Genomic DNA, 21,617 nt, shown 5'->3' with positions numbered 1-21,617 from the left:
CCCCCTGGCGGGGGTCGTCCCTTTTCTGGGGTCAATCAATTCTCAATTCCGTCCCGGTACACGCGTACCGCGGTCCGGTCGGCCGATTAGTTGCGGAACGACGTTTCCGTACGCTCGGCGAGCCCCTTCATCCACAGATCCGACTTCATCCACAGATGCCGTCGCGGCGGTAGCGATGTGTCGTCCCCAACACCCACAGTGGGGTGATGAAGACGAGCGGTGGGGTCCTCGCCATGGTCGCCGACGTGGACGTGCGCAGTGCGGTGGATCGGGTCGGTGCGGCCATCGGCGTGCGCGTCGTCCACGCAGCGCAGCCGTCCAGTCGACGGGTCTGGGAGAGCGCCTCGGCCGTCATCCTGGACGTCGAAACCGCCTGCCGCTGTGCCGAACTCGGCCTGCCCCGCCGAACCCGGGTGTTCCTCGTCGGGCCTGGTGAACCGCATTCCGCGCAATGGGAAGCGGCAATCGCGATCGGGGTGCAGCGCGTTCTCGTCCTGCCGGACCAGGAGGCGGATCTGGTCGCCGACCTGTCCAGCGCTGTGGAATCGCGCCGCGCGGAGCGTCACGGAGCAGTTCTCGCCGTGATCGGCGGACGTGGCGGCGCGGGTGCGTCGGTGTTCGCGACGGCGCTAGCATTCGCCGCGCCCGCGGCGTTGCTGGTCGACGTCGACCCGTGGGGCGGCGGGCTCGATCTTGCACTTGGTGGTGAGTCCGAGGCGGGACTGCGCTGGCCCGACCTCGCCTTGCAGGGTGGGCGGCTCGACTACGCGGCACTGCGCGACGCGCTCCCGACGCGGGACGGGGTGACCGTGCTGTCCGCCGGCCGCGCGTATAGCGAGGTCGACGACGTGGCGCTCGGAGCGGTCGTCGACGCGGGTCGGCGCAGCGGAACGACAGTTGTCTGTGACCTGCCCCGGCGAACTACGGCCGCGGTGGAGGCCGCGCTGGATGCCGCCGATCTGGTGGTTCTGCTCGCCCCCGCAGATCTGCGGTCGTGCGCCGCCACGACCGCCACCGGCCAATGGCTCTCGGCGACCAATCCCAACGTCGGGCTCGTCGTGCGCGGGCCGTCGCCAGGCGGGCTGCGTTCGGCCGACGTGGCACGGATCGTCGGATTGCCGACGCTGGCCACCATGCGCGCACAGCCCGGCGTGGCCACGATGCTCGAGCACGGCGGGCTGCGGCTGCGGCGTCGTTCCCCATTGGCCATGGCTGCGCGACGGGTGCTGCAGGTCGTGCACACCCAGCCCGGCGACGTCGGACTGGCGGCATGAACACCTCACTCGTCGACCGCGTCAGGGAGCGGTTGGCGGCCGAATCGGCATCACTGCGACCGAACGTGGTTGCCGCGGCCATCCGCGCGGAATCCGGTGGCGTCCTCGGCGACACCGAGGTGCTGAGGAACCTGCGGGTCCTGCAGACCGAACTCACCGGTGCCGGCATCCTCGAGCCGTTGTTGCGCGCCGACGGCACCACCGACGTGCTGGTCACCGCTCCCGACTCCGTGTGGGTCGACGATGGGAAGGGATTGCGCCGCAGCCAGATTCGGTTCGCCGACGAAGCCGCCGTGCGGCGTCTTGCGCAACGCCTGGCGCTGATGGTCGGCCGGCGGCTCGATGAGGCGCAGCCCTGGGTCGACGGGCAGCTGACGAGTCTGGGGACCGGTGACTTCACAGTGCGGTTGCACGCGGTGCTCCCACCGGTCGCGGGCGACGGAACCTGTCTGTCACTGCGGGTGTTGCGCCCGGCCACCCAAGACCTCGACGCGCTCGTCGGCTCCGGCGCCATTGCCGCCGAGGCGCTCGGACTGCTCGAGGACATCATCGGTGCGCGGCTGGCGTTCCTGGTCTCGGGCGGCACCGGCGCAGGCAAGACGACGTTGTTGTCCGCCGCGTTGGGCGCCGTATCCGGTGCGGAACGCATCGTGTGCGTGGAGGACGCGCCGGAGCTCGCGCCGCGGCATCCGCACCTGGTCCGGTTGATCGCCCGCTGCGCCAACGTCGAGGGCATCGGCGAGGTGACCGTGCGGGATCTGGTCAAGCAGGCCCTGCGGATGCGCCCCGACCGGATCGTCGTCGGAGAAGTGCGCGGTGGGGAGGTGGTCGACCTGTTGGCGGCCCTCAACACCGGCCACGACGGGGGCGCCTGCACCGTGCACGCGAACAATCCGGCCGAGGTGCCTGCGCGGCTGGAAGCGCTCGCGGCACTCGGCGGGCTGGATCGGTTGGCGCTGCACAGCCAGCTCGCCGCTGCGGTTCAGGTGCTGCTGCACGTCAATCGGGATCGTCGGGGACGGCGGCAGCTGGCCGAGATCTCGGTCCTCCGGCGCGGCGCCGACGGGCTGGTGGCGGCGCTCACCGCGTGGCACGCAGACCGCGGATTCGACGACGGCATGGCGCAGTTGGGTGATCTGCTCGCGCAGCGGGGCCGGCGGTGAGCGTCGCCGCGGTCAGCCTCGCGCTGGCACTGTTGGTGGCGCCGGGCACACCGAGGCGACGGCTGACGCAGCGGCGCATCGCGGGAGCGGTGCCGGATTCGGCGTTGATGCTCGTCGGTGTGATGGCGGCCGTCGTACTGGTATTCGCCGTGCCGGTGACCGTCGTGCTGGCCGTCGCGATCCTCGCGTCGACGTTGGTCGTGCGACGGCGCCGGGCGGTCCGCAGCAGCCGTCGCGCCGAGGAATCCGCCGCACTGCAGGGTGCGCTCTCCGTTCTGGTTGGTGAGCTGGGTGTCGGTGCGCACCCGATCGCGGCCTTCGAGACCGCCGCTTCCGAGGTCGACGGCGCCGTCGCCGGTCAACTGAGCGCGGTGGCCGCGCGGGCGCGCCTTGGCGCCGACGTCGCCGCGGGACTGAGAGCCGTTGCGGTGCAATCGATGCTGCCGGCGCAATGGGAGCGGCTGTCGGTGTGTTGGCAGCTGGCTCAGACGCACGGCCTCGCCATCGCGACGTTGATGCGCACAGCGCACCGCGACGTCGTCGAGCGCGATCGTTACGCGTCCCGGGTGACTGCGGGGATGGCCGGGGCTCGCGCGACGGCGCTCATTCTGGCCGGCTTGCCACTGCTGGGCGTCGGCCTCGGCGAATTGATCGGTGCCGGGCCCGTGCGCTTCCTCTTCTCCGATGGTCCCGGCGGCTGGCTGCTCGTGGTCGGCGTCGCGCTGGCGTGCTGCGGGCTGGCGTGGTCGGACCGGATCACCAACCGGGTGCTCGCGTGAGTTGGCCCGCGCTGCTGCTTGCCATGGCACTGCTGATCAGCGGTAGCTCGGCGCGGGCGGGGCAGCGGCTCAATCGGGATGCGACAGCCGCACGCCGGGGGTCGGTGCCGTCCGACCGCTCCCAGGATCCCCTCGCCGTCGCGTCCAGCCTCGACGTCTTCGCGGCCTGTCTGACCTCCGGGATGGCGGTGGCCAGCGCCGCCGCGGCGACCGGGCCGTCGGCACCGGACCGCCTCGCCGGTGTCCTCGTGCGCGCTGCGGATCTCCTTGCGCTCGGGGCCGACCCGGCGACCGCGTGGTCCGATCCCGCGCTGCGGGGCGATGCGCAGCTGACGGCGCTGGTGCGGCTCGCGCGACGGTCGGCGTCATCGGGCACGGCATTGGCGAGAGGCGTCGCCGAACTGGCCGAGCAGTCCCGGCTCGATGCCGGTGACGATGCGCGGGCCGCTGCCGAGCGGGCGTCAGTCCTGATCGCCGGGCCGCTCGGACTCTGTTACCTGCCGGCCTTCCTCTGCCTGGGCATCGTCCCCGTGGTCGTGGGTCTGGCCGGTGACGTGCTGCGGTCGGGGGTGTGGTGACCGGGCCGGTCAGGTCAACGCTTCGCGGAGATGCCGCGAGGCACGAGGAGGAGGAACACGAAGGTGAACAACGTCTTTCGGCGGTTGCAGGTTCGGTTGACCATGCTCGCGGTCGACGAGGCCGGGATGTCGACGGTGGAGTAGTCGATAGTCAACGATTACACCCGTAGTAGTTCTAATTCCCAGCGCACTAGGTCTATCGCTGCTCGTACGGCGGGGTCGTCGGGATTGAGCCCTTCAGCGCGAGTCGCTTCGCGTTCGTCGTCGTCCATGACTGGTTAGACGCCGCTGGGACTCGTACGGTTCCACGCGACACATCAGATCCCATACACCCGACACGCCGAAAACTCGGGACCAACACGGCTTTCTACCTGCGAATTCCAAGAATGTCGTTTAGCACATCTTGTGTGCCCTCTGAATGTCGGCCCCTAGGTGTAGTGTCAAGTCGACCGAAAGACGAAACCCTCAGCCTGGGGGATTGAGTCCCCGGGCTAAGGGTTTCGTGAGAGTGCATTGTCGAAGATGCCACAATCACGTTACACCGAAGCAGCGTCGGCATGGCAACTTGACCGATTCCTTGGACTCGCGTCGTACTTTCGGCACCAACAGAAAGTTACGAAGTGAACTACAACTACTGGGACCTCGGCCAACAGCCCGAGGGCGCCGTCGTCCGCGTCGAACTCGAAGGCAACGCCGCCAACGTGCGGCTGCTGGACAGCTCGAACTACCGCTCGTTCTCCGCTGGCCGGGAGCACCGCTTCATCGGGGGGCACTACAAGTCGTCCCCGGTGACGCTTCAAGTTCCGAACGGCGGGCACTGGTACGTGGTCGTCGACTACGGCGGCTACCAGGGCCGTGGGCGGGCGGCCGTCCAGGTGCTCGCCGCCTAGACTGCCAGCCAGAAGACGGCACCCTCCCCAGCGGGGGTGCCGTCTTTCTGTTTCAAGCAGTGTTATCGACGATCGCGATGACGTAATCGACGTAGCGGGTCCTTGGGGACGCCTTGAACTGTCGTCCAGCTCCGTCGATGGCGTATCGGTCGCGTTGCCACTCGACCTCCGACCGGGCCGAGCAGTGACGGGTAGCTGACCAGCCGTTGCTGGTAGATCGAACAGCGACACGTTGTCAGTCGAGGCCACTTGTCAGACCCGGCGATACATTGGGGCCGTGCAGTTGAGCACGGTGCAGGCAACGCTGGCCATCGTCACTGGCATGGCCGGGCTCGGGGCGGCAGTTGCCAGCTTGCCCCTGAGTCTTGCTCGATATCGGGCTTGGCGACTTCGCAAGCACATGGAGACGGTCAACGCGCTCGATGCGGAACGGCACGCGAGTCAGCGAGAGGTGCTGCTGCTTCGGGCCGACAAGCTGGCGAACAAGACCGCCGCCGCCTATCACATTCCTACGCCGTGGAGTCGTTTCGTCTGGATGGTTGTCGTTGTTGCGTGGTGGGCGGGATTCGTCGTCTCGGGAGTCGGGACCTTTACCTCTGAGGCCATCTCGCAGCCGGAAAAGATATTCATGCTCTACGTGTTACCGGGCTCGCTCGTCTTGCCCTGCCTAGCGGTTGCCAATTTGCGGCGTAGTTACGGACACACGTCATTCGAGCGCGAAAGGTTCATCAGGAGAGGTTGTCCGACTGACTACGTTGCGCGACCAGCGTTCGACAGAGCGGACATCCGTCGTCGCGCCTTTAGTCGCTGTATGAACCTGCGTGACACCCACATGATGCCCGCCGAATGGCCACCGCATTCCATCAATGCGGGGCTGCGGCGGAAGGTCTACGCATGGCGTCGGGGTCGGCCGTGGTACCGGGGTGGGTTTACCCAATCCGACCCTCGTCGTGGTCGGCCATAAGCACTCAACCGTCAGTTGGTTCCGTATTCCGCAGAATGACTTCGTTGCTATGGTGCCGCCATGCCAGACAACGGGGGCCAGCAGGCGGGTACCAAGAGGCCAAGCCAGCAACGTCTACGCTTGCGGACGGCATCAACGCGGCCGATAGAGCAGACCGATGATCCACCAGCTGATGCGCGACGAGACTGGTGGAGAACTGTATGGATTCCCATGTGGGTCCCCATAATCGTGGCGATTGTCGCATTCGGTGCCGGTTGGTTCACCAATAGCCAGACGATCCAAGCCCAGAAGGATCAAGCGGTCGATCAGTTCCGACGCGATCAGCGACGGGACCAATATTCGACGATCTTGCAACAAGCGACTCGGTTACAGAACGCGGGTACCTTCTCAACGTCGGCAGTCGCCGCCGGCATCGCATCACGCTTGTTTCAGCAATTGGGCGTACCGGGGACTGCTGGCCCGGCGAATCCCCCTGGCACTAATCAAGCCAAACCATATGCGCCGACTTCCTACCAGTACGCGCCGACTACCTCCCGCTACAACAACCCCTACTACACCACTAATCCGAATGGGGACAGCAGCGCGTATGCGCCGTACAGCGGTAATTCGTGGCAAGAGGCTTACACGGGGTTGGATCAAGCCATCTCCAACGCGGAGATAGCAAGCTCGCAAAACGTGATCAACTACGCCCGTGCGCTTCGCGACAGGTACCGCAACGACTTCTACCAGTCGATTCTCGCCAACATCGACATCGTCATTGCCAGCTATCCAGACCCGAAGCCCGACAGGGACAAGCTTGCCAAGGCCCTAGTCGGCGTACCCGCAGACACCGCATTACCCACGTATGACGTCGCTCTGCTCACGAAGACAACGGATCAACTGACGACGATGTACGTTGACGCCGCCAAGGCGGATCTAGGACTCAACGACCGCTGAGGACGTGGGCTCAGTCAGAATGGTTGGTCGGGTCAGCCTCCAGCGGTACCAGTCGGCAATCGTGATTCCGACTACCTCGGCCACTTTGTATGGCTCCACATCGGCAGTGGGAGCGTGACTTTCGAGCCAAGCTCCGAGTTCGTGGAAGTAGTTCACGTTGTAGACCTCGAATGTCCTGAGTTCGTTGGGCAGCCGGGCGGCTATGGCCGCAGGGTCGTTGGTCGTGATGTGTCGATTCCGTCGCCGGGTGGGTGGCAATGCCATGTCAGTCGTCCTCTGTTGCGAAGTTGAGTCGGCACAACAACTGCGCCAGTTGACCTCGGGCGGTAATGGCTTTGTCGATAATCGGGTTGATCACCTGCTGACCCATAGATCCCTTCACGGTCAACGGCTGCTTGCCCGCCTCGTCATCGAGTCGCTTGACGTAGTCGGCAATCTTGCAGGCGTCGAACAAGATTCGGAGCTTGTGCGGCTCACGATCCGGTTCGAACTCGGCTAGGACGCTTGTCCAGAGCTTCTGACCCTCGGTTCCGAGACCTCGGGGCATCCTCGGTTTCGATACCATTAGAGGGTGCCTTTCTGAGCAGTGAATTAGCCGCTGACCTGCGGCTTAGTTGAAAAATCAGCATTGTCGAATCTTCACCGGATGACACAGGCGCATTACCTGGCGGTCAGCGCGGGCGGGGGCAGGGGTGCCCCCGTGGGGTACCCGGGGGCCAGTACCCGCAGGTCAGCACCCACGGCCCACACCCAAGGCCGGCACAGCCGAGTCGCAACCCGGGCAGGCTGCACCCGCACCCAACCCTGTGCCCCTACCCCGGGCACCCCTACCCGGTACCCCACCTACCCCCCTGCGCCCTACCCACTGCCAGGCACCCCCTCCTCCCCCGGGGTACCCCACTCCTCCTGTGCTGCAGCGAGACTGACGCACACAGCTCACGTGTGCACAGTTGCGTGATACACGTTGAGCGTGTAATGTTATCGCCATGACACAGACCGCAACACGCACAGCTCTTGCCCTTGCTGCTCTCGCCTTCGCCGCTCTCGCTGGTTCGGGCATTGCTTCCGCTTCGCCTGATGACTCGGTCACCATGACCGTTGATGGCGTTGACTACCCGGTGTGCGCTATGGAGGACTGCTCTGATCAGCCCGGGCAGGTTGGCCTGTGGATCAACGATGGCCACACCTGGCTTGAACTGGGTGAGGCTGTGACACTTCCCGTCAACCGTTGATCCGCCTGACCATGAGCCCCTGGCCTTCGGGTCAGGGGTTCTTTCGTATGGTGCTCAGATGACCACTCGGTACCTGTCCCGTTCGGAACTGGCTGAGCGGATCGGAGTGAAGCCAGACACGTTGGGCAGGTATCGACTCCCCGAGCCCGATGCCTTGATCGGCACGACGAGGGGATGGCTACCCAAGACCATCGACCGTTGGAACGACTCCCGGCCCGGTCGTGGTTTTGGCGGCGGTAGGCCGCGAAAGTCAGGCTAGCTCGCCGTGCTTGAGTCGCATCATGGCGCGGTCCAACATCGCCTGCTGTCTCGCAGCGAGGGAAGTCCGCTCGCTCTCGGACTTGCACTCTGGTGAGCAGTACCGAGGTACCCGCGGGGTAGGTCGGCCCGCCGCGTGCAAGAGTCGCACCCTCGCTTGATCGGCCTTGGCTGGTTGGCTACACCCGTCCCGGTCGCACCGTTTACGGCTCGAAGGCCGCTTGCGATTGGGGCGTTGACCGGAGCGTCTGAACTGTTCGGGGTAGTCGGTCACTGCGAGCCATGCTTGATCGCCCGCCACTGATCGTGTGACATGCCCACCTTGCGGGCCGTGTTGCCGACCCGAGTGTCACTGCGGAAGTACTCGGTCACTGCGTCGTTGAGTGCGACCGCTGCCAGCCAGTGCCGGGTGTCCCCAGTCGCGGTACATACGCGCTCGGCGTTGCCCATCTCCTGGTTGACCCAGCGACACATCGGGCTGCACGTGTCGAGAGGACTCTTCACGGATACGTTGCGGCGGCACCCTTCCCGGGCACACTTCGGCCCGGTGCGCTGTCCCGTTGGCTGATCGTCCATGTGGTGTTTTCTCCTGAGTGTGGGGTGGCGGGCCGGAAGGCCCGGGGAGTGTGAGTCCCCCGGGCCTCCGGGGTTAGATCACGGAGCGTCGTACAGACGGACAACGCCTGCGGCGTTGGAGAATCCGAAGCCGACACGGGCGGTACCTCGGATCTGGACGGCGTCGTAGTCGAACGCTGCATCAACAGACTTGGTGATCTTGGTACCGGTGCGCTGGACGACGAGCACCTGAGAGCTGTCGAGACCCCACGCGTTGCCGGCTGCAACGTCGGTGCTCACCAGAACGGGAACACCAGCGAGGGTGACTCCGTCTGCTACTCCGGTGGTGTCCAGAAGGCCGACGTTCGAACCCGAAGTCAACTGCTTGGCCTTCGACAACGTGAGAGCCACGTCGGGAGCAAGAATCCACACAGACACCTCGGCGCCGTCTGCGAGTGCGGCTGCCTTCGCCTCATGGAACGGGTCAAGCGAGGTCAACGTGATGGTCCCGGTGTCGACGACGTTGATACCCGTCAGCGACAGCAAGCCACTAGGGCCGTTCGTGGTGGTGTTGGCGAAGAACGCCGCGTCGACCTTCTTGGCGATCGAGCGGGCGATTGCCCGACCGATCTGATCTGCCACAGCCGGATTCGAGTCCTCAGCAGCTTCGTTGCTCGTCTGGTTGAGAGCGGCGACCTTCTTCGGCACGATGACCAGTTCATTGGTCGTCGGGTCCGTCAGGCTGATCTGAGTGTTCTCGGCGTACCAGCCGGAAGCCGGATCGGCGGTCAGCATCGGGAAGCGGATCGTCTCCGCGCCCGTCATGATCTTGGTACCCGCCCGGAACGCAATCGACTTCTCAGCGATGACGATGTCGATGAGCTTTCCATAGTCGTCAGGGGTCCACGCCGCCTGAAGACTGGAGTTGGTTACTGCCATGTGAATTGTCCTTTCAGACACGAATGGCCCCTGGCTTAGATGCCGGGGCCGTTATTGGATTGGGAAGAACCGATCACGGATCGGATCTAGTTGCGTCACAGACGCTTACTGCGAGTGCAGAGCCATCACGGATGGCGGGAAGCACTCAAGACTGGAGTAGGTCTTGGAACGTCGGCAAGGAACGAACCGCCGTGTTGCCCCGGCCCTGAGTGGGGTCCGTCGCCAACACACGCGGACTGAGACCGGGACGTGAGGCCAGAACCTCAGCGGCCACGGCAGCGACCAGCTCGGGGTCGATGTCCCCGTCGTCGTCCAACAGGTCAGCGAGCGCCACGCCTCCCAGCGTCAGCAGATCGGCCGGCGCGCTGAGATGGTTGGCCGCGAGCCTTTCCACCTCTCGGTTCTGAAATGACGCAACCCTCGCAGCGAGTAAGTCCCGCTCGGTGCGTGCCTCGTTTCTTTCCACACGGTACCGGGCCTCTTTGTTCTGCTTGGGGGTGTCATCACCGCTGGGAGTACCCTCCGGCGCGTCTACGTGGACGCTGGGGGCCTCTAATGGGGTTTCCCCTGGTGCCTGGTCGGTCATGCTGTTAGTTCCTTTAGGTTGCGCGGTGCGGGCATATCAGCGGGTGGGGCTGGTCGCTGGAATCGGCGCATGAACAACTCGCGTCGTTCCCCTATCGAGTTGAACCACGGCGTATCTCCGTTGGCCTCGACAGCGGCGAAGTACGCAACCGTCGTTTCGAGGCACCGCTGGAACGCTGCCTCGCGGTCAGCGTCAGGCGGTGCGGTAGCCCGCCAGAGCGGTCCAGCTCCGCTGGCCGCGTCAGTCATTCGTGGCTCCACTGCGAAATCACCATTCCGTCATAGATGCCCGGTGATCCGAGCTGTACGGCTGCTCGGTCTAGGTCGACCTGCCACGTTGCTTCGTGCCCTCCGCGCTCCAGCACGGTCTCTAGGTCTCGCAAGATTGGGTCTTCGTGCATGGCGTGTTCTCCCTTTGTGAAACGACAAAGCCCGCCGGCAGGACGCTGGCGGGCGTGGTTGTGGTGCTCGGTCTCAAGTGGTTATCGGTTCGCCTGTCGTCTCGTCCACGTACGTGGTGAACGGGTCACGCAGATCGGGCAAGGGCTTGCCCGATGGCCAACGAGTGACGCTGACATAGTCGGCATTGACGAACAGGTCGTCACTCCAACCCTCGTCCGCGAGGGTTGCCGGTTCGGTTTTGATGAATGGAAGATCAAGAGCCGACTCGGATGAGTCGGCGAATGGATCATCGGGATGAGCCGTGGCCACACGGCGATCGGTTGAATCGGTACGGTTCATTTCTTCTTCCCTCGATGGGAGAGACCGCGAAGCTGTCTCGACAGAATCCACTTGATGGTTCGGTGAATACCGAACCTCTCTCGGATCTGATGGACGAGCAAGCTCGTCTACAGGATCTGATCCTTTAGGATCTGATACAGGATCTGATGGTGACCGCTGGAGCGGAACTATGGGACCCGCTGGAGCGGAACCATTGGGCGCAAAACCGGAACCATTGGGGCTCAATAGTTCCGCTGTACCGGAACCATTGGCATCACTCAAAGGTTCCGCTAGAGCGGAACCATTGGAGCAAGTCGAGCACGAACGAGACGAGCATCGGTGATCGGGATTCGGTGCGTCGGGGACGAGCTCGAATACTGACGATTGCCTCGCTCGTCCGTTGCCTCGGTACACCTCATGAATCCACCCGCGCTCCTTGAGCGCCGTCACGGCTTCTGAGATACCAGACTTGCGGTAGCCGGTCTCCTCGATCATCACGTCGATGCCGGGGTGCGACCGCTTGCCGTCCGCACCGGAGTGGTTGTAGATCGACAGCAGTACGCGAAGCTCTGATCCGGCGAACCGATGTCCGTTGGTGCGCTTGAGCCATTCGAGCTTGGAGAGCGTCACTTGCCCACTTCAGCCCTGAGCGCGGCCAGCTCGGCGCGGGCCTTGTTCCGGTCGATCCGATGCTTCGCGCACTCAGCGCGTAGCTTCTGAACCTCGACCTGAGCCTCGATCGGCCAGTCGTCAAACGATGTATTCATCGGTTACCTCTCGGTGTCGTGCGTCTCCAGGACGCAGTAAAAAACCCGCTCAGCGGGACGCTGGCGGGTCGGGTTTGGGTTTAAGGGGGCTCAGCCGGCTAGTGCTGCTTCTAACGCCATGAGCCGTCTACGGGCGTCACGGCACGATGCGCCGTAGCGCCTCGCCGCTTCTCGTTGACAGTGGGCGCAACGCCCATCAGGGCGTCGATCGCTGGGGACTCGGTGAATGTGGCGGGTACATGCATGAGCGGCCATCGGTGCTACCCCTTTCATGGGCTGTGGCTATCTGTGTTTGGGTAAAAGAGAGAGCCGTCCCGGTCATCACACCGGGACGGTTCTCATCGGTAATGCCTTTGGGACGACGACCCCTCGTCGCCCGACCCCACCCGGGGAGTGACCCACGGGAAATCCGAAGCAGGCCAACCCGGGAGTAGGTAGGCGACCTGCTAAGGGTTGGTGGCGCTCTCGGCTACCCGGAGCAGCACGCCAAGATCATGCGGAAAGGGGCGTCGGGAGCCGTGAGGCTCTACCGCTTTACCCCTTCACCCTGTTGTACATGGGAGTTTTTGGAAATCCGCCGAACCGACCGGAGGTCCTACCGCTTCACCCTCCCCTTATGTAGTAGGTGCGCTTTTTCATTGTCCAGCGTTTGTACCGCGTGTCGCGGAACTAATCGTTACCGTGTCGTTATTGGATAACGTCTCTACCTGCGACTACGTAAAACGCTAGGCGGACGCTTTCCGGCGCCCTATCCCCATATGTAGTAGGTGGGTATTTTCTCGTTTCCCCCCTAGACGCCTATATCTGTGACGCACATCACAACTCACTGGTCGGCAGGAAAGAACGTGGCTGTGGAGGTGCCATCGACATCTTGGTTGATGACCACATCGCCCTGTGCCTTCGCCCTAATCGGCTTTGGCCCCGGCTCTGCGGGATCGTCCAGGTGCCTCAACAGGGCATCGACTGCGTCACCCATTTTGTCGCTGCTCTCGTCTCCCATGCCGTTATTCCTACCTCTGCTGACGGGTTCGGGGTGTGGGGAATGACAAAGCCGGGGCGTCATGGGCCCCATTCGTCTTTACCGCTCCCATAGGTAGCCGAGTATCTTCGTGTTTCCCCAACCCTGTGACGGGAGATCACTCCCCGGTCAAAGTCACGGTGTCGTCGTTGAAGGCGGCTCCAGGGACGCCGGCCAGGTGTATCCGCTGAGGTCTGTGTGTCCGACTGGGAACCTGAGCCTCAATGAGTGCTCCGTCGAATCCGGCGACCACTCGACCGAGAACTCGTCTTCGAGGAACCCGTGTGCGATCAGCTCCTCAATCTCGTCGTCAACGAGCTCCTGGTCCAAGCCGTCCACCGTCGTTTCGCCGTTGGTCAACGCCAAAGCGACAAGTAGTGAGTTGTCGAAGAAGTTCGGGTGTGCGTCGATGGCCATGAGCCATTCGGCGGTATTGACCTCTGGCATGTTCATTTTCCCCCCTTTGTGATCTGACGTACTGCACGCTTCGCGGATTTGCCGAAGCGGAGTTGTTCCTCGAATCGTTGAAGGTCTCCGAGGTCTATGTGCCAAGCCACGACACCGTTCGGGTTGTCGAACGTGAGCCGTACGCCCATCGACCGGAGCCAGACGTTGCGACTCTCGATGCCCTGCTCGGTCCACCACTCGCCGAACTGCTCCCCGGTTGGCTGCCACGTCCACCCAGCGGGTTCGATGGTCTCAGCGGAGAGTTCAGCCTGACGAGCAGCAAGGCCCGCGATGCGCTGGTCCAGAGTGATCCGCTGGGGAGTCCCGGCGCGGTAAACCCCGGAACCGAGTAGGCCGGTGAGATCGGTCAACGTGTCATTGATCTCGGTCAACTCCACAGAGTGATCCGACCCTGAATCCCACTCCCGCTCTAGCCGTTCGGAGTCCCCGAGTAGGTCTAGAAGGCTCTCGGTCAGGATCTCGTCGGCATCGGCTAGAGATACCGAGCCGTTGCCGCACCTGTGCCGCTTGTTGGCTGTGTCCTTGGCTTTGTCGCTGGACTCGTACTGAGCCGAGGCGCACCGATACCGAGGCGATCGACCTTCGCCGCCCTTGAGTCGATACGCAGGCTCCCCGCACACTCCGCAAAAGATCACGCGGAGCAATAGCCCGGTGCTGCGCTTGGTCGGTTCCTTGCGGTTCTCTCGGTCGGCCAGTTCTACTGCCAAACGGTCGAATACCTCACGGGTGAGGATCGGTTCCGCACGGACGACGGGAGAGCCGTCGTCTGTTCGGACAACCTCGCCACGGGTAACGACGTGCCCGAGAAGCGTTGGGGACGTTAGGGATCGCTTCAGGGGGCCGGAATGCCACGCGTAGCCCTTGACCTCTCGGCCCTGGGTCTGCGCAAACCGATCCTTCGGGGTGAGAACCCCTCGGCTGGTCAGATCGTGGGCAACCGCCCGCAGCGGCTCACCGGCCAGCACGCGGGCGGCAACCTCGTTGATCACCGGGACCTGTTCCGGGTCCTGAACGAATCTCCATGTGCCATCGGCGTCCGATGGCAGATAGCCCCACGGCGGGATGCCGCCGCGATACTTGCCGGCGCGGATGTTGTGCTGTGCTGCCGAAGCGTTGCGGTCGGAGATTGCAGTCAGTTCCATTTCGGCAACCTTGCCGATCATCAACGCGATGATGTCGCCCCATTCGGAGGACAAGTCAAAGTGAGATTCGGTGGCGCTCACCAGCGTGATGGAATGCTCACGGCTCCAACTGATGAGGTCTGCGAGGTCGAACAGCCTGCGGACGATCCGGTCGGCCCTGAAGAACACCAGAACGTCGAACTCTCCAACACGGTTGGTCAGCCAGTCCCCGAGTTGAGGACGATTGAACGGCGTTGTCCGACCGGCTGACACGTCAAGATCTTCGGCTACGCCGGCCACCTCGTAGCCCCGCTGGTCGCACAACTCCCGGCATTTCTCAAGCTGGCGCTCGGGTGAGGTAGTAGCTTCGGTGACTCTGGAGAGTCGGACCGCGATTAACGCTCTGGGCACGGGTGTAAAGATAGGCTATCGCGTACGCGATCGGCACCATCGCCGCGGCGGCGTTCGGCGCCATCCTCTACACGGTCGTCACCGGCGACTCGATCGTGAGCGCGCTGACGAACATCATCACTCGGGCGCTGAACACCAACGTCTGATTTCGGCGGCGGGCCGGAGCGCAGCGACTCGGGGAATTGGCAACGCGGCGGGCGGTGCCACCGTCGAGGCCGCGTTCGCGATGGCGGCCCTCGTCGTGGTGTTGACGTTGTGTCTGGCGGGGCTCACCGCGATGGCCATGCAGGTGCGGTGCGTGGATGCTGCGCGCGAGGCCGCGCGGCTCGCGGCGAGGGGAGACGACCGTGCAGCATCCGAGGCGGCGCGCACCGTCGGTCCGGCAGGGGCCGGCTTGGACGTCCGCCGAAGTGACGGCCGCGTCGTCGCCCGGGTGGCCGCGAGATCGCCTCTGCTGCCGGGGATCACCATCGCGGCCGAAGCGGTCGCGGCGGTCGAACCGGGATCGTGACCGCGGTTCGGCGACGCTGCTCGCCGTGGCGATGATGGCCCTGATCGTCGCGGTGTTCGGCGCAGCCGTGGTGGTCGCTACGGCGGTGGTCGCGCGGCACCGGGCGCAGTCAGCGGCCGATCTCGCGGCGCTCGCCGCGGCGGGCCGGCTCGCGACGGGTCAGGACGCGGCGTGCGGGTGGGCGGTATCGGTCGCCGAACCGATGGGCGCCAGGGTCACGGCGTGCACGGTCGAGACTCTCGACGTCGTGGTCACCGTCGAGGTCGATGCGGCACTCGGTCGGTGGGGGATTGGCTCGGCGCGCGCTGCGGCGCGCGCCGGACCGGAGTGACTAGTGGCAGGGGAAGCCGAGCAGGTGGCGCGCGTCGTGCATGAACTCGTGCACGTAGGTGTTCTGCCCGAATACCGACGTGGCGCCCTGGTCAAGGCCGACGAAGTACAAGACGAGCAGCGCCAGGAACGCCGTGGCGCTCAACCACAGCGCGGCCTTCGCCACCGACAGATCCAGCGCCGGTGTGGCGACTTGGGTGGTCTGGCGTGCATTCATATGGAGGGTCCCCTTCGGTTCCAGGTCTGGCTCATCGGCGGTTCATCCGCTCGCGGATGGCGTCCATCCGCGAACGCAGTTCGTCTTCCTCGAAGACGCCGCGCTCCAGCAGTGCGTGGGTGGTGGCGACGACCGACCTGCTGCGTACGGGAAAGTCCGCGTAGAGGGTCTCGCCGAGTTCGTCCTCGACCCGTCGCCGTTCGAGGTTGTCCAAAGCCCCGCGCCAGGACAGACATTCGGCCGTGGCCTGCATGCGCGTCTCCCAGGGGTCGGGTTTGCGGTCCAACTCCGGCAGTGACGTCTCGCGGGCGACGTCGGGGTTGAGGCAGTCGCGGATGACGTCGAACGGGCCGCTCACGCGCCGACCTTCGACGGTGGGTCCGATGCCGTCCAGTCGACCTGAGGTAGTGCCACGCCGATCATGGTGTCGCGCGTGATGATCCGTGCGAGTTGCTCCTCGGTCCAGCCCTCCGTGCCCTCGGGGCGCATGGGCATCACCATGAAGCGGGACTTCTGATTGGAGTCGTGCACGCGCACCTCGACGTCTGCGGGGAAGTGCAACCCGAACTCCGCCAGCACTTCGCGGGGCCACCTGACCAGCCGGCGACGGTAGTTCGGCGTGCGGTACCAGTCGGGCGACATCCCCAGAACGGGACGCGGGTAGCACGAACACAACGTGCACACGATGACGTTGTGCACCGTCGGAGTGTTCTCCAGGACGTAGAAGTAGGTGTAGTCGCTCGGCGTGCCCTCGCCGGTGGGATCGCGCCAGTCGATGCCCACCTCCTTGCAGGCCTCGGTGCCGTCGGCCAACAACCGCGCCTTGAACTTCGGGTCGGTCCACGCCTTGGCGACCAACTTCGATCCGCCATGCGGACCTACGTTGTCCGCCCATTCGGCGAACCTGCGGTGGTCTTCCTGCGAGAAGAGGCCCTTCTCGATCGAAAGTTCACGCACCGCCAATTCGAGGATCTCGAATTCACTGACCTCCTCGGAGCCGATCGGGGCGTGAGCATCGTGATCGTGACCGTGGTCGCCGCTCAATTCAAGATCCCTTCTTCTCGGCGGGCTCCAGCCACCGCTCGGCGACTTCGGTTTCCAGGGTGTCGATGTCGAATCCGGTGTATCGGGGCCACAAATCCTTCTGCAGGAAACGGACCACGTAGAAGGGTTCGGTTCGGCCGCCCCGTTCGGGGGTGTCGCGCCCCCATGCCTCGTCTTCGGGAATGACCCAGTCGGGCCGGAATTCGACGACGGTGCCGGTGCGGCCGCGGGTGAAGGCCTGGGTGCGGGTGTGGAACATCGAGGTTGCGTCGCGGACGGTGACTCGGTCACCGATGTCGAACCGTCTGGTCATGCCTTGGCCGCCAACCGTGCGCGTACCTCGTCGAGTTTGGCCGAGAGTTCGTCGGGCGTGATGAGACCCTTGTTGATCAGCGTCTTGGCGGCGACCGTCGCCCAGCGGGCGTAGTACGGCAGGCCGAAGTAGAGGGTGGCGCCAAGGTCGTTCTCGGCCCGTCGGCGTTCCTCGGAATTCCACACCCCGCGCCAGCCGAGGCATTCACAGGTGATGTAGGTGTTCATCTCCCATTCCTCCTCGACCTTCTCCAGGAACGGCACCGGCAGATCCGGCTGGCCGCCCACGTCGTGAAGAACGTGCCGCAGCGCGGCGAACATTTGATTGGAGATCTCATAGGGGGAGTCGAGTGGATCCCGTGCGACGGGCGCGAGATCCCGCACCCGAGTTGCCACTCCGTCGAATTCGCCGGACATCACTACTCGACCCCCAGTCTGCAGGAATCACCCGGGTGCACCATTCGTGACTTGCGACCGGGCGTGCGAAACGAATGTTATCCGCGCACCACTTAGTTGTGGATGCAAACAAGGCGAATTCATTCATGGAAATGAATGCGGCGCGGCGGTGCTACTTCGTCTTTCGCGTGCGGGTCCGTCGTCCCGATTGGCGTGGTTCTGCTTCGCCCGTCGGAACCGAAGCGAGCTCGTCGTCGGTGGGCAGGCGCAGGGACAGCAGGCCGGCGAAGGTGTTCTCCTCAAGTTCGACGCGGTGCAGCGTGACGTGAATCGGCGTCCAGCCGCCACCGTGTGCACGCAGCCGCATCACCGCCGCCGCGGATCCCGACTGGAAGTCCGTCGTCATCGATGCCGCGGCCTGCTCGTCATCGGGATGGACGAGCGGTAGGCGCTCCTCCTCCTTGGCGCGCCAGTCGTAGAACGGGCAGGGATCGTCGAGCCACTTGAGCAGAGTCCACGTCTTCAGGTCGATGAGGGCGCGATGGACACCGGGTTGGGCCAGGCCATTGAGGATGCGCTGCGCGAGGTCCTTCTGCGCCACCGGCGGCTCGTCCCGCACGCTGCGCCAGTTCATCGCGCGGCAGATCAGCAGATCGCGTCCGCCGTCGTCGCTCTCGACCATCACCCGGGCGACGAAGCCGACGGTGATCGGATTGCCCGCGTGATCGGTGACGTCCCACGTGCTGGAGAAGGTGCGGCCCGGCTCCGGTTTGATGGCGACCGCCAGCACCTCGGCCTCGCTCGGGTTGAGGTCGCGGGTGGGCAGGTCCTCCGCGAACGCTCGGCCCTGGGTGGCCTCGACGGACGGGTCCAGCCCGCTGTTGAACAACGACTCCGTGGTGTCGGTGGCGATTCCGTTGGTCAAATCCCACTTCAACGGACCGGGGATGACGCGCTGCGGCGGTTCGTCGTCGGGTGGACCGACCCAGACGTGCACGCCGTGCACGCGGCCGTCCGTCATCTGCACCACCTCGGTGCGGATCACTCGGTCGTGTTTCGGCGTGATGCTGCTCAGCGCCTGGCCCGCCCGGACCGATTCGCCGATCGCCGTCCGGATCGCCATCAGGTTGGGATTGCGGCGGAGGAAGGCGCTGATGGGAACGAGGTTCTTGGTCTGCGTGCCCTGAGCCACCACGGCGGGCTCGTCGCCAAGTGTTTCGACGAGGAGCCAATCCGGGGTCATGGCGCGCAGCTTACTCGTCGGTCAGCTGCGTTCCCGCAGGTAACGGCGCGACGAAATCCGAAGGACGCCGCCGGTTGTCAGTTGCCACGTTTGATCTTGCCCCTGCCCGAGTTCGTCGAATTGGTTTGCAGGCCCCGAGGCCACAAGGTATTTTGCGTGAGCACCCGGTCGCCCGGGTTTGAGAACGGATCGCGTTGTCCGGCCGTTGTCGCACCGTCTGTGTTCGGCGAGGCTGATCGACGCCTCGACGCCGATCCGTGGACGACGACCGTCGAGGGGTAGGTCGTTCCGCGGGGCCCGTCATCCACCGTGACGGGCCAACTCGTCGAGCACCAGACGTAGCACCCGCACTGCTCCCGCCTTGTCCAGTGGATCGTTGCCGTTGCCGCACTTCGGCGACTGCACGCACGATGGGCAACCTTCCGGGCATTCGCAGGCGTCGATCGCGGCCGCGGTCGCTCCCCACCACGTGACGATCTGACGGAAACCGCGATCGGCGAATCCGGCCCCGCCGGGATAACCGTCGTAGACGAATATCGTCGGTGTTCCGTCCTCGGGACCGATCGCCATCGACACACCACCGATGTCACCGCGGTCGCAACTCGCCACCAGGGGCAATAGGCCGATCGACGCGTGTTCGGCCGCGTGCAGTGAGCCGGGCACCCGAAGCGGGTCGATCCCGTTGTGCTGCAATGCCTCCGGGGTGATCGTGCACATCACCGCGACGGTGTCCAAGGTGTGGGTCGGCATGTCGAGTTCGACGAAGTCGATCACCTCGCCGTTCAGCCGGCGCCGCAAGTAGCCGATCACGGTGTGCGACACCGACACCGGCACCAGGCCGATGGTGACCGGGCCGTACGTGCGTCGGGTGCCTGCCCCCGTCACGACGATGTCGGTGAGCTCCCGCGCCGAGGTCGTGTATCCGGGGTCCTCGGGTCGCACGAACGCGATGCCGTCCTCGAAGTCCAGTGAGTCGACGAGATAGCTCTCGCCCTGATGCAGGTACACGGCACCGGGGTGCACCGACGCGGGCGCCTGACCCGCGCCGGTGCTGCCCAGCATGCGGCCGGTGCCCGTCTCGAGGATCGCGATCTGCCCACCCGACGATCCCCGGATGTCGACGGCCGAATGCGGATCGAGGCCCGGTGCGGCGAAGTAGCCGCTGGGCCGGCGTCGCAGCAGGCCGTCGTCGACGAGGGTACTGGCCACGGCCTCGGCGTCCCACGTCCGCACCTCGGCGTCGGTGAGTGGTAGTTCCGTTGCGGCACAGAGTAGTTGGGGTCCCAGCACGTACGGATTCACGGGGTCGATGACCACCCGCTCGATCGGTTTGTCCAGGAGTGCGCCCGGATGGTGGACGAGATAGGTGTCGAGCGGGTCGTCGCGGGCGATCAGCACGATCAGCGCGCTCTGACCCCGCCGGCCCGCCCGGCCCGCCTGCTGCCAGAACGAGGTGACCGTGCCCGGAAAGCCGGCCAGCACCACGGCGTCCAGCCCCGCGATGTCGACACCCAACTCGAGGGCGTTGGTGGTCGCCAGCCCGCGCAGCCGGCCGTCGGTCAGGGCGGTCTCCAGGGCGCGACGGTCCTCGGCGAGGTACCCGGCGCGGTAGGAGGCGACCAGTTCCGCGAGCTCCGGCGCGACGTCCTCGAGGCGGGCCCGCGCACCCAGTGCGGTGAGTTCGGCGCCGCGGCGCGAGCGGACGAACGTCAACGTGCGGGCGCCCTCGGCGACCAGGTCGGCCATCACGCGCGACGCCTCCGCGCCGGCCGAACGCCGCACCGGCGCGCCGTTCTCGCCGATCAGATCGGTCAGCAGCGCCGGCTCCCACAGCGCGATCGTGCGGCCACCCTGCGGTGACCCGTCCTCGGTCACCTCGGTGACGGTGTGCCCGAGCAACTCCGAGGCCGTGGCTGCCGGGGCGGCCGTCGTCGCGCTGGCGAAGATGACCGTCGGCCCCGTGCCGTCCGGTCCGTAGCGCGCGCACAGCCGCATCAGCCTGCGCAACACCATCGCCACGTTCGAGCCGAAGATGCCTCGGTAGTAATGGCATTCGTCGACCACGATGAACTTGAGGTTGCGCAGGAACACCGCCCACCTGGCGTGGTTGCGCAGCATCGACAAATGGATCATGTCGGGGTTGGAGAAGATCCACCGCGATCGTTCCCTGGTGAAGCGCCTGGCCTCCTGGGTGCTGTCGCCGTCGTAGGCGCTGGGCCCCACGTCCGCGAGGCAAGCAACGGCGTTCGTCAAAGCTTGTGCGGCGCGCAGCTGGTCGTGTCCGAGCGCCTTGGTGGGGGACAGGTACAACGCCCTGGCGCGGGGATCGGCGGCCAGTGCCGTCGCGATCGGCAACTGGTAGGCCAACGACTTGCCCGACGCCGTGCCGGTACTGAGCACCACGTGGCGTCCCGAATGCGCCAGATCCGCGGCGGCGACCTGGTGCGACCACGGTTGCGTGATACCGCGATCGACGAACGCGGCCACCACGTCCGGATCGGCCCACCGGGGCCACGGTTGCGAGCGGGCGCGGCGCGGCGCCAAGTCCGCAACGTGGCGTACCGGATGCTCCGATGGATCGGTGCCTTCGACGGCGCAGCCGAGCAGTTCGCGACCGAAGTCCGACGCCCCACCCGACACTGTCCAACCTCCTCGAACGAGGGGACGCCGCAGCGATTACGGGCCCCAATAAATTGTTAACCACATGATCACAACGAGACTGTCGCGGAGCCCCCGAACATGCTTGACTTAGCGTGGTCGCAGCTTCTGTGTTCGTGTGTCAGCACTCGCAGGAACGTCGTTGCGATCGCGGTTCCTGCGAGGGTTGTGGGTCGGCCAGTTCCGGCGCTTCCACGAAGGTATGGCGATCGGAACGGGCCCGGCCCACCGAAGCACGGTGGACCGCA

The 21,617-nt window shown here is 65.2% G+C and carries 29 protein-coding genes; 12 read left to right on the top strand and 17 right to left on the bottom strand.

The features are described 5' to 3' along the window. Window positions 1-206: 206 nt before the first annotated feature. The 4 genes from ssd to N536_RS0129315 are packed head-to-tail and all read left to right on the top strand — an operon-like array spanning window position 207 to window position 3,794. A complete protein-coding gene (gene ssd, locus N536_RS0129330) occupies window positions 207-1,274 on the top strand; it encodes a septum site-determining protein Ssd (RefSeq protein WP_029116875.1) in 1,068 nt (355 codons plus the stop codon). Next, entirely contained in the window at window positions 1,271-2,437 is a 1,167-nt protein-coding gene (locus N536_RS0129325) for a TadA family conjugal transfer-associated ATPase (RefSeq protein ID WP_029116874.1), read from the top strand. The genes ssd and N536_RS0129325 overlap by 4 nt, the downstream gene beginning before the upstream one ends. Further along, window positions 2,434-3,216, top strand: coding sequence for a type II secretion system F family protein (locus N536_RS0129320; RefSeq protein WP_029116873.1), 783 nt, complete (start codon window positions 2,434-2,436; stop codon window positions 3,214-3,216). Before N536_RS0129325 ends, N536_RS0129320 begins: the two co-directional genes overlap by 4 nt. Next, window positions 3,213-3,794, top strand: coding sequence for a type II secretion system F family protein (locus N536_RS0129315; protein WP_029116872.1), 582 nt, complete (start codon window positions 3,213-3,215; stop codon window positions 3,792-3,794). Before N536_RS0129320 ends, N536_RS0129315 begins: the two co-directional genes overlap by 4 nt. A gap of 14 nt (window positions 3,795-3,808) precedes the next feature. Here N536_RS0129315 and N536_RS42400 read toward each other — a convergent pair whose 3' ends face one another. Continuing rightward, the gene (locus N536_RS42400) at window positions 3,809-3,949 is read right to left on the bottom strand and encodes a hypothetical protein (RefSeq protein ID WP_155948788.1); all 141 of its coding nucleotides are present in this window, start codon (window positions 3,947-3,949) and stop codon (window positions 3,809-3,811) included. A 465-nt stretch (window positions 3,950-4,414) separates the two neighbouring features. On the opposite strand from N536_RS42400, the gene N536_RS0129305 reads away from it, so the two are divergent. The 3 genes from N536_RS0129305 to N536_RS42395 all read left to right on the top strand — a co-directional run bounded on the left by N536_RS0129305 (window position 4,415) and on the right by N536_RS42395 (window position 6,584). Continuing rightward, window positions 4,415-4,684 carry a DUF1883 domain-containing protein gene (locus tag N536_RS0129305; RefSeq protein ID WP_029116871.1) on the top strand — a complete coding sequence of 90 codons (270 nt, stop codon included), beginning with the start codon at window positions 4,415-4,417 and terminating at the stop codon, window positions 4,682-4,684. Between the two features lie 277 nt (window positions 4,685-4,961). Beyond that, on the top strand, window positions 4,962-5,648 hold the full coding sequence (locus N536_RS0129300; protein WP_029116870.1) for a hypothetical protein: 687 nt from the start codon (window positions 4,962-4,964) through the stop codon (window positions 5,646-5,648). A gap of 228 nt (window positions 5,649-5,876) precedes the next feature. After that, window positions 5,877-6,584 (top strand): hypothetical protein, encoded by a 708-nt coding sequence (locus tag N536_RS42395; RefSeq protein ID WP_155948787.1) that lies wholly within the window; start codon window positions 5,877-5,879, stop codon window positions 6,582-6,584. 265 nt (window positions 6,585-6,849) lie between these two features. On the opposite strand, the gene N536_RS0129280 is transcribed toward N536_RS42395, so the two are convergent. Beyond that, window positions 6,850-7,038, bottom strand: coding sequence for a hypothetical protein (locus N536_RS0129280; RefSeq protein ID WP_231514671.1), 189 nt, complete (start codon window positions 7,036-7,038; stop codon window positions 6,850-6,852). Window positions 7,039-7,570: 532 nt separating this feature from the next. Here N536_RS0129280 and N536_RS41870 point away from each other — a divergent pair. Together N536_RS41870 and N536_RS41865 are read left to right on the top strand one after the other, a co-directional pair. Continuing rightward, window positions 7,571-7,816 (top strand): hypothetical protein, encoded by a 246-nt coding sequence (locus N536_RS41870; RefSeq protein WP_036438041.1) that lies wholly within the window; start codon window positions 7,571-7,573, stop codon window positions 7,814-7,816. A 58-nt stretch (window positions 7,817-7,874) separates the two neighbouring features. Continuing rightward, window positions 7,875-8,075 carry a helix-turn-helix transcriptional regulator gene (locus N536_RS41865; RefSeq protein WP_029116865.1) on the top strand — a complete coding sequence of 67 codons (201 nt, stop codon included), beginning with the start codon at window positions 7,875-7,877 and terminating at the stop codon, window positions 8,073-8,075. 269 nt (window positions 8,076-8,344) lie between these two features. On the opposite strand, the gene N536_RS0129265 is transcribed toward N536_RS41865, so the two are convergent. The 8 genes from N536_RS0129265 to N536_RS0129230 all read right to left on the bottom strand — a co-directional run bounded on the left by N536_RS0129265 (window position 8,345) and on the right by N536_RS0129230 (window position 14,658). Further along, entirely contained in the window at window positions 8,345-8,650 is a 306-nt protein-coding gene (locus N536_RS0129265; protein WP_155948786.1) for a hypothetical protein, read from the bottom strand. Window positions 8,651-8,728: 78 nt separating this feature from the next. Continuing rightward, window positions 8,729-9,568, bottom strand: coding sequence for a phage major capsid protein (locus N536_RS0129260; RefSeq protein ID WP_029116863.1), 840 nt, complete (start codon window positions 9,566-9,568; stop codon window positions 8,729-8,731). 145 nt (window positions 9,569-9,713) lie between these two features. Continuing rightward, window positions 9,714-10,154, bottom strand: a complete 441-nt coding sequence (locus N536_RS39815; RefSeq protein ID WP_081809434.1) for a hypothetical protein — start codon at window positions 10,152-10,154, stop codon at window positions 9,714-9,716. A 473-nt stretch (window positions 10,155-10,627) separates the two neighbouring features. Beyond that, window positions 10,628-11,503, bottom strand: coding sequence for a hypothetical protein (locus N536_RS42390; protein ID WP_155948785.1), 876 nt, complete (start codon window positions 11,501-11,503; stop codon window positions 10,628-10,630). Then, complete coding sequence (locus N536_RS42385) at window positions 11,500-11,640, bottom strand: hypothetical protein (protein ID WP_155948784.1); 141 nt, start codon at window positions 11,638-11,640, stop codon at window positions 11,500-11,502. Before N536_RS42385 ends, N536_RS42390 begins: the two co-directional genes overlap by 4 nt. 823 nt (window positions 11,641-12,463) lie before the next feature. Continuing rightward, on the bottom strand, window positions 12,464-12,640 hold the full coding sequence (locus N536_RS42380) for a hypothetical protein (protein ID WP_155948783.1): 177 nt from the start codon (window positions 12,638-12,640) through the stop codon (window positions 12,464-12,466). 153 nt (window positions 12,641-12,793) lie between these two features. Beyond that, a complete protein-coding gene (locus tag N536_RS0129235) occupies window positions 12,794-13,075 on the bottom strand; it encodes a hypothetical protein (protein ID WP_155948782.1) in 282 nt (93 codons plus the stop codon). A 32-nt stretch (window positions 13,076-13,107) separates the two neighbouring features. Beyond that, a complete protein-coding gene (locus tag N536_RS0129230) occupies window positions 13,108-14,658 on the bottom strand; it encodes a recombinase family protein (RefSeq protein ID WP_231514670.1) in 1,551 nt (516 codons plus the stop codon). A gap of 17 nt (window positions 14,659-14,675) precedes the next feature. On the opposite strand from N536_RS0129230, the gene N536_RS41855 reads away from it, so the two are divergent. The 3 genes from N536_RS41855 to N536_RS43175 all read left to right on the top strand — a co-directional run bounded on the left by N536_RS41855 (window position 14,676) and on the right by N536_RS43175 (window position 15,500). Then, the gene (locus N536_RS41855; protein WP_081809440.1) at window positions 14,676-14,804 is read left to right on the top strand and encodes a DUF4244 domain-containing protein; all 129 of its coding nucleotides are present in this window, start codon (window positions 14,676-14,678) and stop codon (window positions 14,802-14,804) included. 80 nt (window positions 14,805-14,884) lie between these two features. Further along, window positions 14,885-15,169 (top strand): TadE family type IV pilus minor pilin, encoded by a 285-nt coding sequence (locus tag N536_RS43180; protein ID WP_029116859.1) that lies wholly within the window; start codon window positions 14,885-14,887, stop codon window positions 15,167-15,169. A 31-nt stretch (window positions 15,170-15,200) separates the two neighbouring features. Beyond that, window positions 15,201-15,500, top strand: a complete 300-nt coding sequence (locus tag N536_RS43175) for an Rv3654c family TadE-like protein (protein WP_231514677.1) — start codon at window positions 15,201-15,203, stop codon at window positions 15,498-15,500. Here N536_RS43175 and N536_RS0129215 read toward each other — a convergent pair whose 3' ends face one another. The 7 genes from N536_RS0129215 to N536_RS0129185 form a co-directional block, all read right to left on the bottom strand. Then, window positions 15,501-15,716, bottom strand: coding sequence for a CbtB domain-containing protein (locus tag N536_RS0129215; protein WP_029116857.1), 216 nt, complete (start codon window positions 15,714-15,716; stop codon window positions 15,501-15,503). A gap of 31 nt (window positions 15,717-15,747) precedes the next feature. Beyond that, window positions 15,748-16,074, bottom strand: a complete 327-nt coding sequence (locus N536_RS0129210) for a hypothetical protein (protein WP_029116856.1) — start codon at window positions 16,072-16,074, stop codon at window positions 15,748-15,750. Further along, window positions 16,071-16,760 carry a thiocyanate hydrolase subunit gamma gene (gene scnC / locus N536_RS0129205; protein ID WP_029116855.1) on the bottom strand — a complete coding sequence of 230 codons (690 nt, stop codon included), beginning with the start codon at window positions 16,758-16,760 and terminating at the stop codon, window positions 16,071-16,073. The genes N536_RS0129210 and scnC overlap by 4 nt, the downstream gene beginning before the upstream one ends. 1 nt (window position 16,761) lies before the next feature. After that, the gene (locus N536_RS43655) at window positions 16,762-17,073 is read right to left on the bottom strand and encodes an SH3-like domain-containing protein (RefSeq protein ID WP_029116854.1); all 312 of its coding nucleotides are present in this window, start codon (window positions 17,071-17,073) and stop codon (window positions 16,762-16,764) included. Next, window positions 17,070-17,489: an SH3-like domain-containing protein gene (locus N536_RS43650; protein WP_029116853.1), complete on the bottom strand. Its 420-nt coding sequence runs from the start codon at window positions 17,487-17,489 to the stop codon at window positions 17,070-17,072. The genes N536_RS43655 and N536_RS43650 overlap by 4 nt, the downstream gene beginning before the upstream one ends. A gap of 151 nt (window positions 17,490-17,640) precedes the next feature. Then, window positions 17,641-18,711, bottom strand: coding sequence for a PAS domain-containing protein (locus N536_RS39810; RefSeq protein ID WP_036438039.1), 1,071 nt, complete (start codon window positions 18,709-18,711; stop codon window positions 17,641-17,643). Window positions 18,712-19,011: 300 nt separating this feature from the next. Continuing rightward, window positions 19,012-21,351 (bottom strand): DEAD/DEAH box helicase, encoded by a 2,340-nt coding sequence (locus tag N536_RS0129185; RefSeq protein ID WP_029116852.1) that lies wholly within the window; start codon window positions 21,349-21,351, stop codon window positions 19,012-19,014. Window positions 21,352-21,617 lie beyond the last annotated feature (266 nt).

The organism is Mycobacterium sp. URHB0044, from assembly GCF_000620625.1.
In the GTDB taxonomy this organism is placed as follows: domain Bacteria; phylum Actinomycetota; class Actinomycetes; order Mycobacteriales; family Mycobacteriaceae; genus Mycobacterium.
Note: the sequence above shows the minus strand (reverse complement) of the source record. Positions and strands in the feature narration are given on the sequence as shown.

Excerpts from the sequence above, each read along its gene's own strand:
- ssd (WP_029116875.1), top strand. The coding sequence starts at position 207 with ATGAAGACGAGCGGTGGGGTCCTCGCCATGGTCGCCGACGTGGACGTG.
- N536_RS0129325 (WP_029116874.1), top strand. The coding sequence starts at position 1,271 with ATGAACACCTCACTCGTCGACCGCGTCAGGGAGCGGTTGGCGGCCGAA.
- N536_RS41870 (WP_036438041.1), top strand. The coding sequence starts at position 7,571 with ATGACACAGACCGCAACACGCACAGCTCTTGCCCTTGCTGCTCTCGCC.
- N536_RS41865 (WP_029116865.1), top strand. The coding sequence starts at position 7,875 with ATGACCACTCGGTACCTGTCCCGTTCGGAACTGGCTGAGCGGATCGGA.
- N536_RS0129265 (WP_155948786.1), bottom strand. The coding sequence starts at position 8,650 with ATGGACGATCAGCCAACGGGACAGCGCACCGGGCCGAAGTGTGCCCGG.
- N536_RS0129260 (WP_029116863.1), bottom strand. The coding sequence starts at position 9,568 with ATGGCAGTAACCAACTCCAGTCTTCAGGCGGCGTGGACCCCTGACGAC.
- N536_RS39815 (WP_081809434.1), bottom strand. The coding sequence starts at position 10,154 with ATGACCGACCAGGCACCAGGGGAAACCCCATTAGAGGCCCCCAGCGTC.
- N536_RS42385 (WP_155948784.1), bottom strand. The coding sequence starts at position 11,640 with ATGAATACATCGTTTGACGACTGGCCGATCGAGGCTCAGGTCGAGGTT.
- N536_RS42380 (WP_155948783.1), bottom strand. The coding sequence starts at position 12,640 with ATGGGAGACGAGAGCAGCGACAAAATGGGTGACGCAGTCGATGCCCTG.
- N536_RS0129235 (WP_155948782.1), bottom strand. The coding sequence starts at position 13,075 with ATGGCCATCGACGCACACCCGAACTTCTTCGACAACTCACTACTTGTC.
- N536_RS43180 (WP_029116859.1), top strand. The coding sequence starts at position 14,885 with ATGGCGGCCCTCGTCGTGGTGTTGACGTTGTGTCTGGCGGGGCTCACC.
- N536_RS43175 (WP_231514677.1), top strand. The coding sequence starts at position 15,201 with ATGATGGCCCTGATCGTCGCGGTGTTCGGCGCAGCCGTGGTGGTCGCT.
- N536_RS0129215 (WP_029116857.1), bottom strand. The coding sequence starts at position 15,716 with ATGAATGCACGCCAGACCACCCAAGTCGCCACACCGGCGCTGGATCTG.
- N536_RS43655 (WP_029116854.1), bottom strand. The coding sequence starts at position 17,073 with ATGACCAGACGGTTCGACATCGGTGACCGAGTCACCGTCCGCGACGCA.
- N536_RS43650 (WP_029116853.1), bottom strand. The coding sequence starts at position 17,489 with ATGTCCGGCGAATTCGACGGAGTGGCAACTCGGGTGCGGGATCTCGCG.
- N536_RS39810 (WP_036438039.1), bottom strand. The coding sequence starts at position 18,711 with ATGACCCCGGATTGGCTCCTCGTCGAAACACTTGGCGACGAGCCCGCC.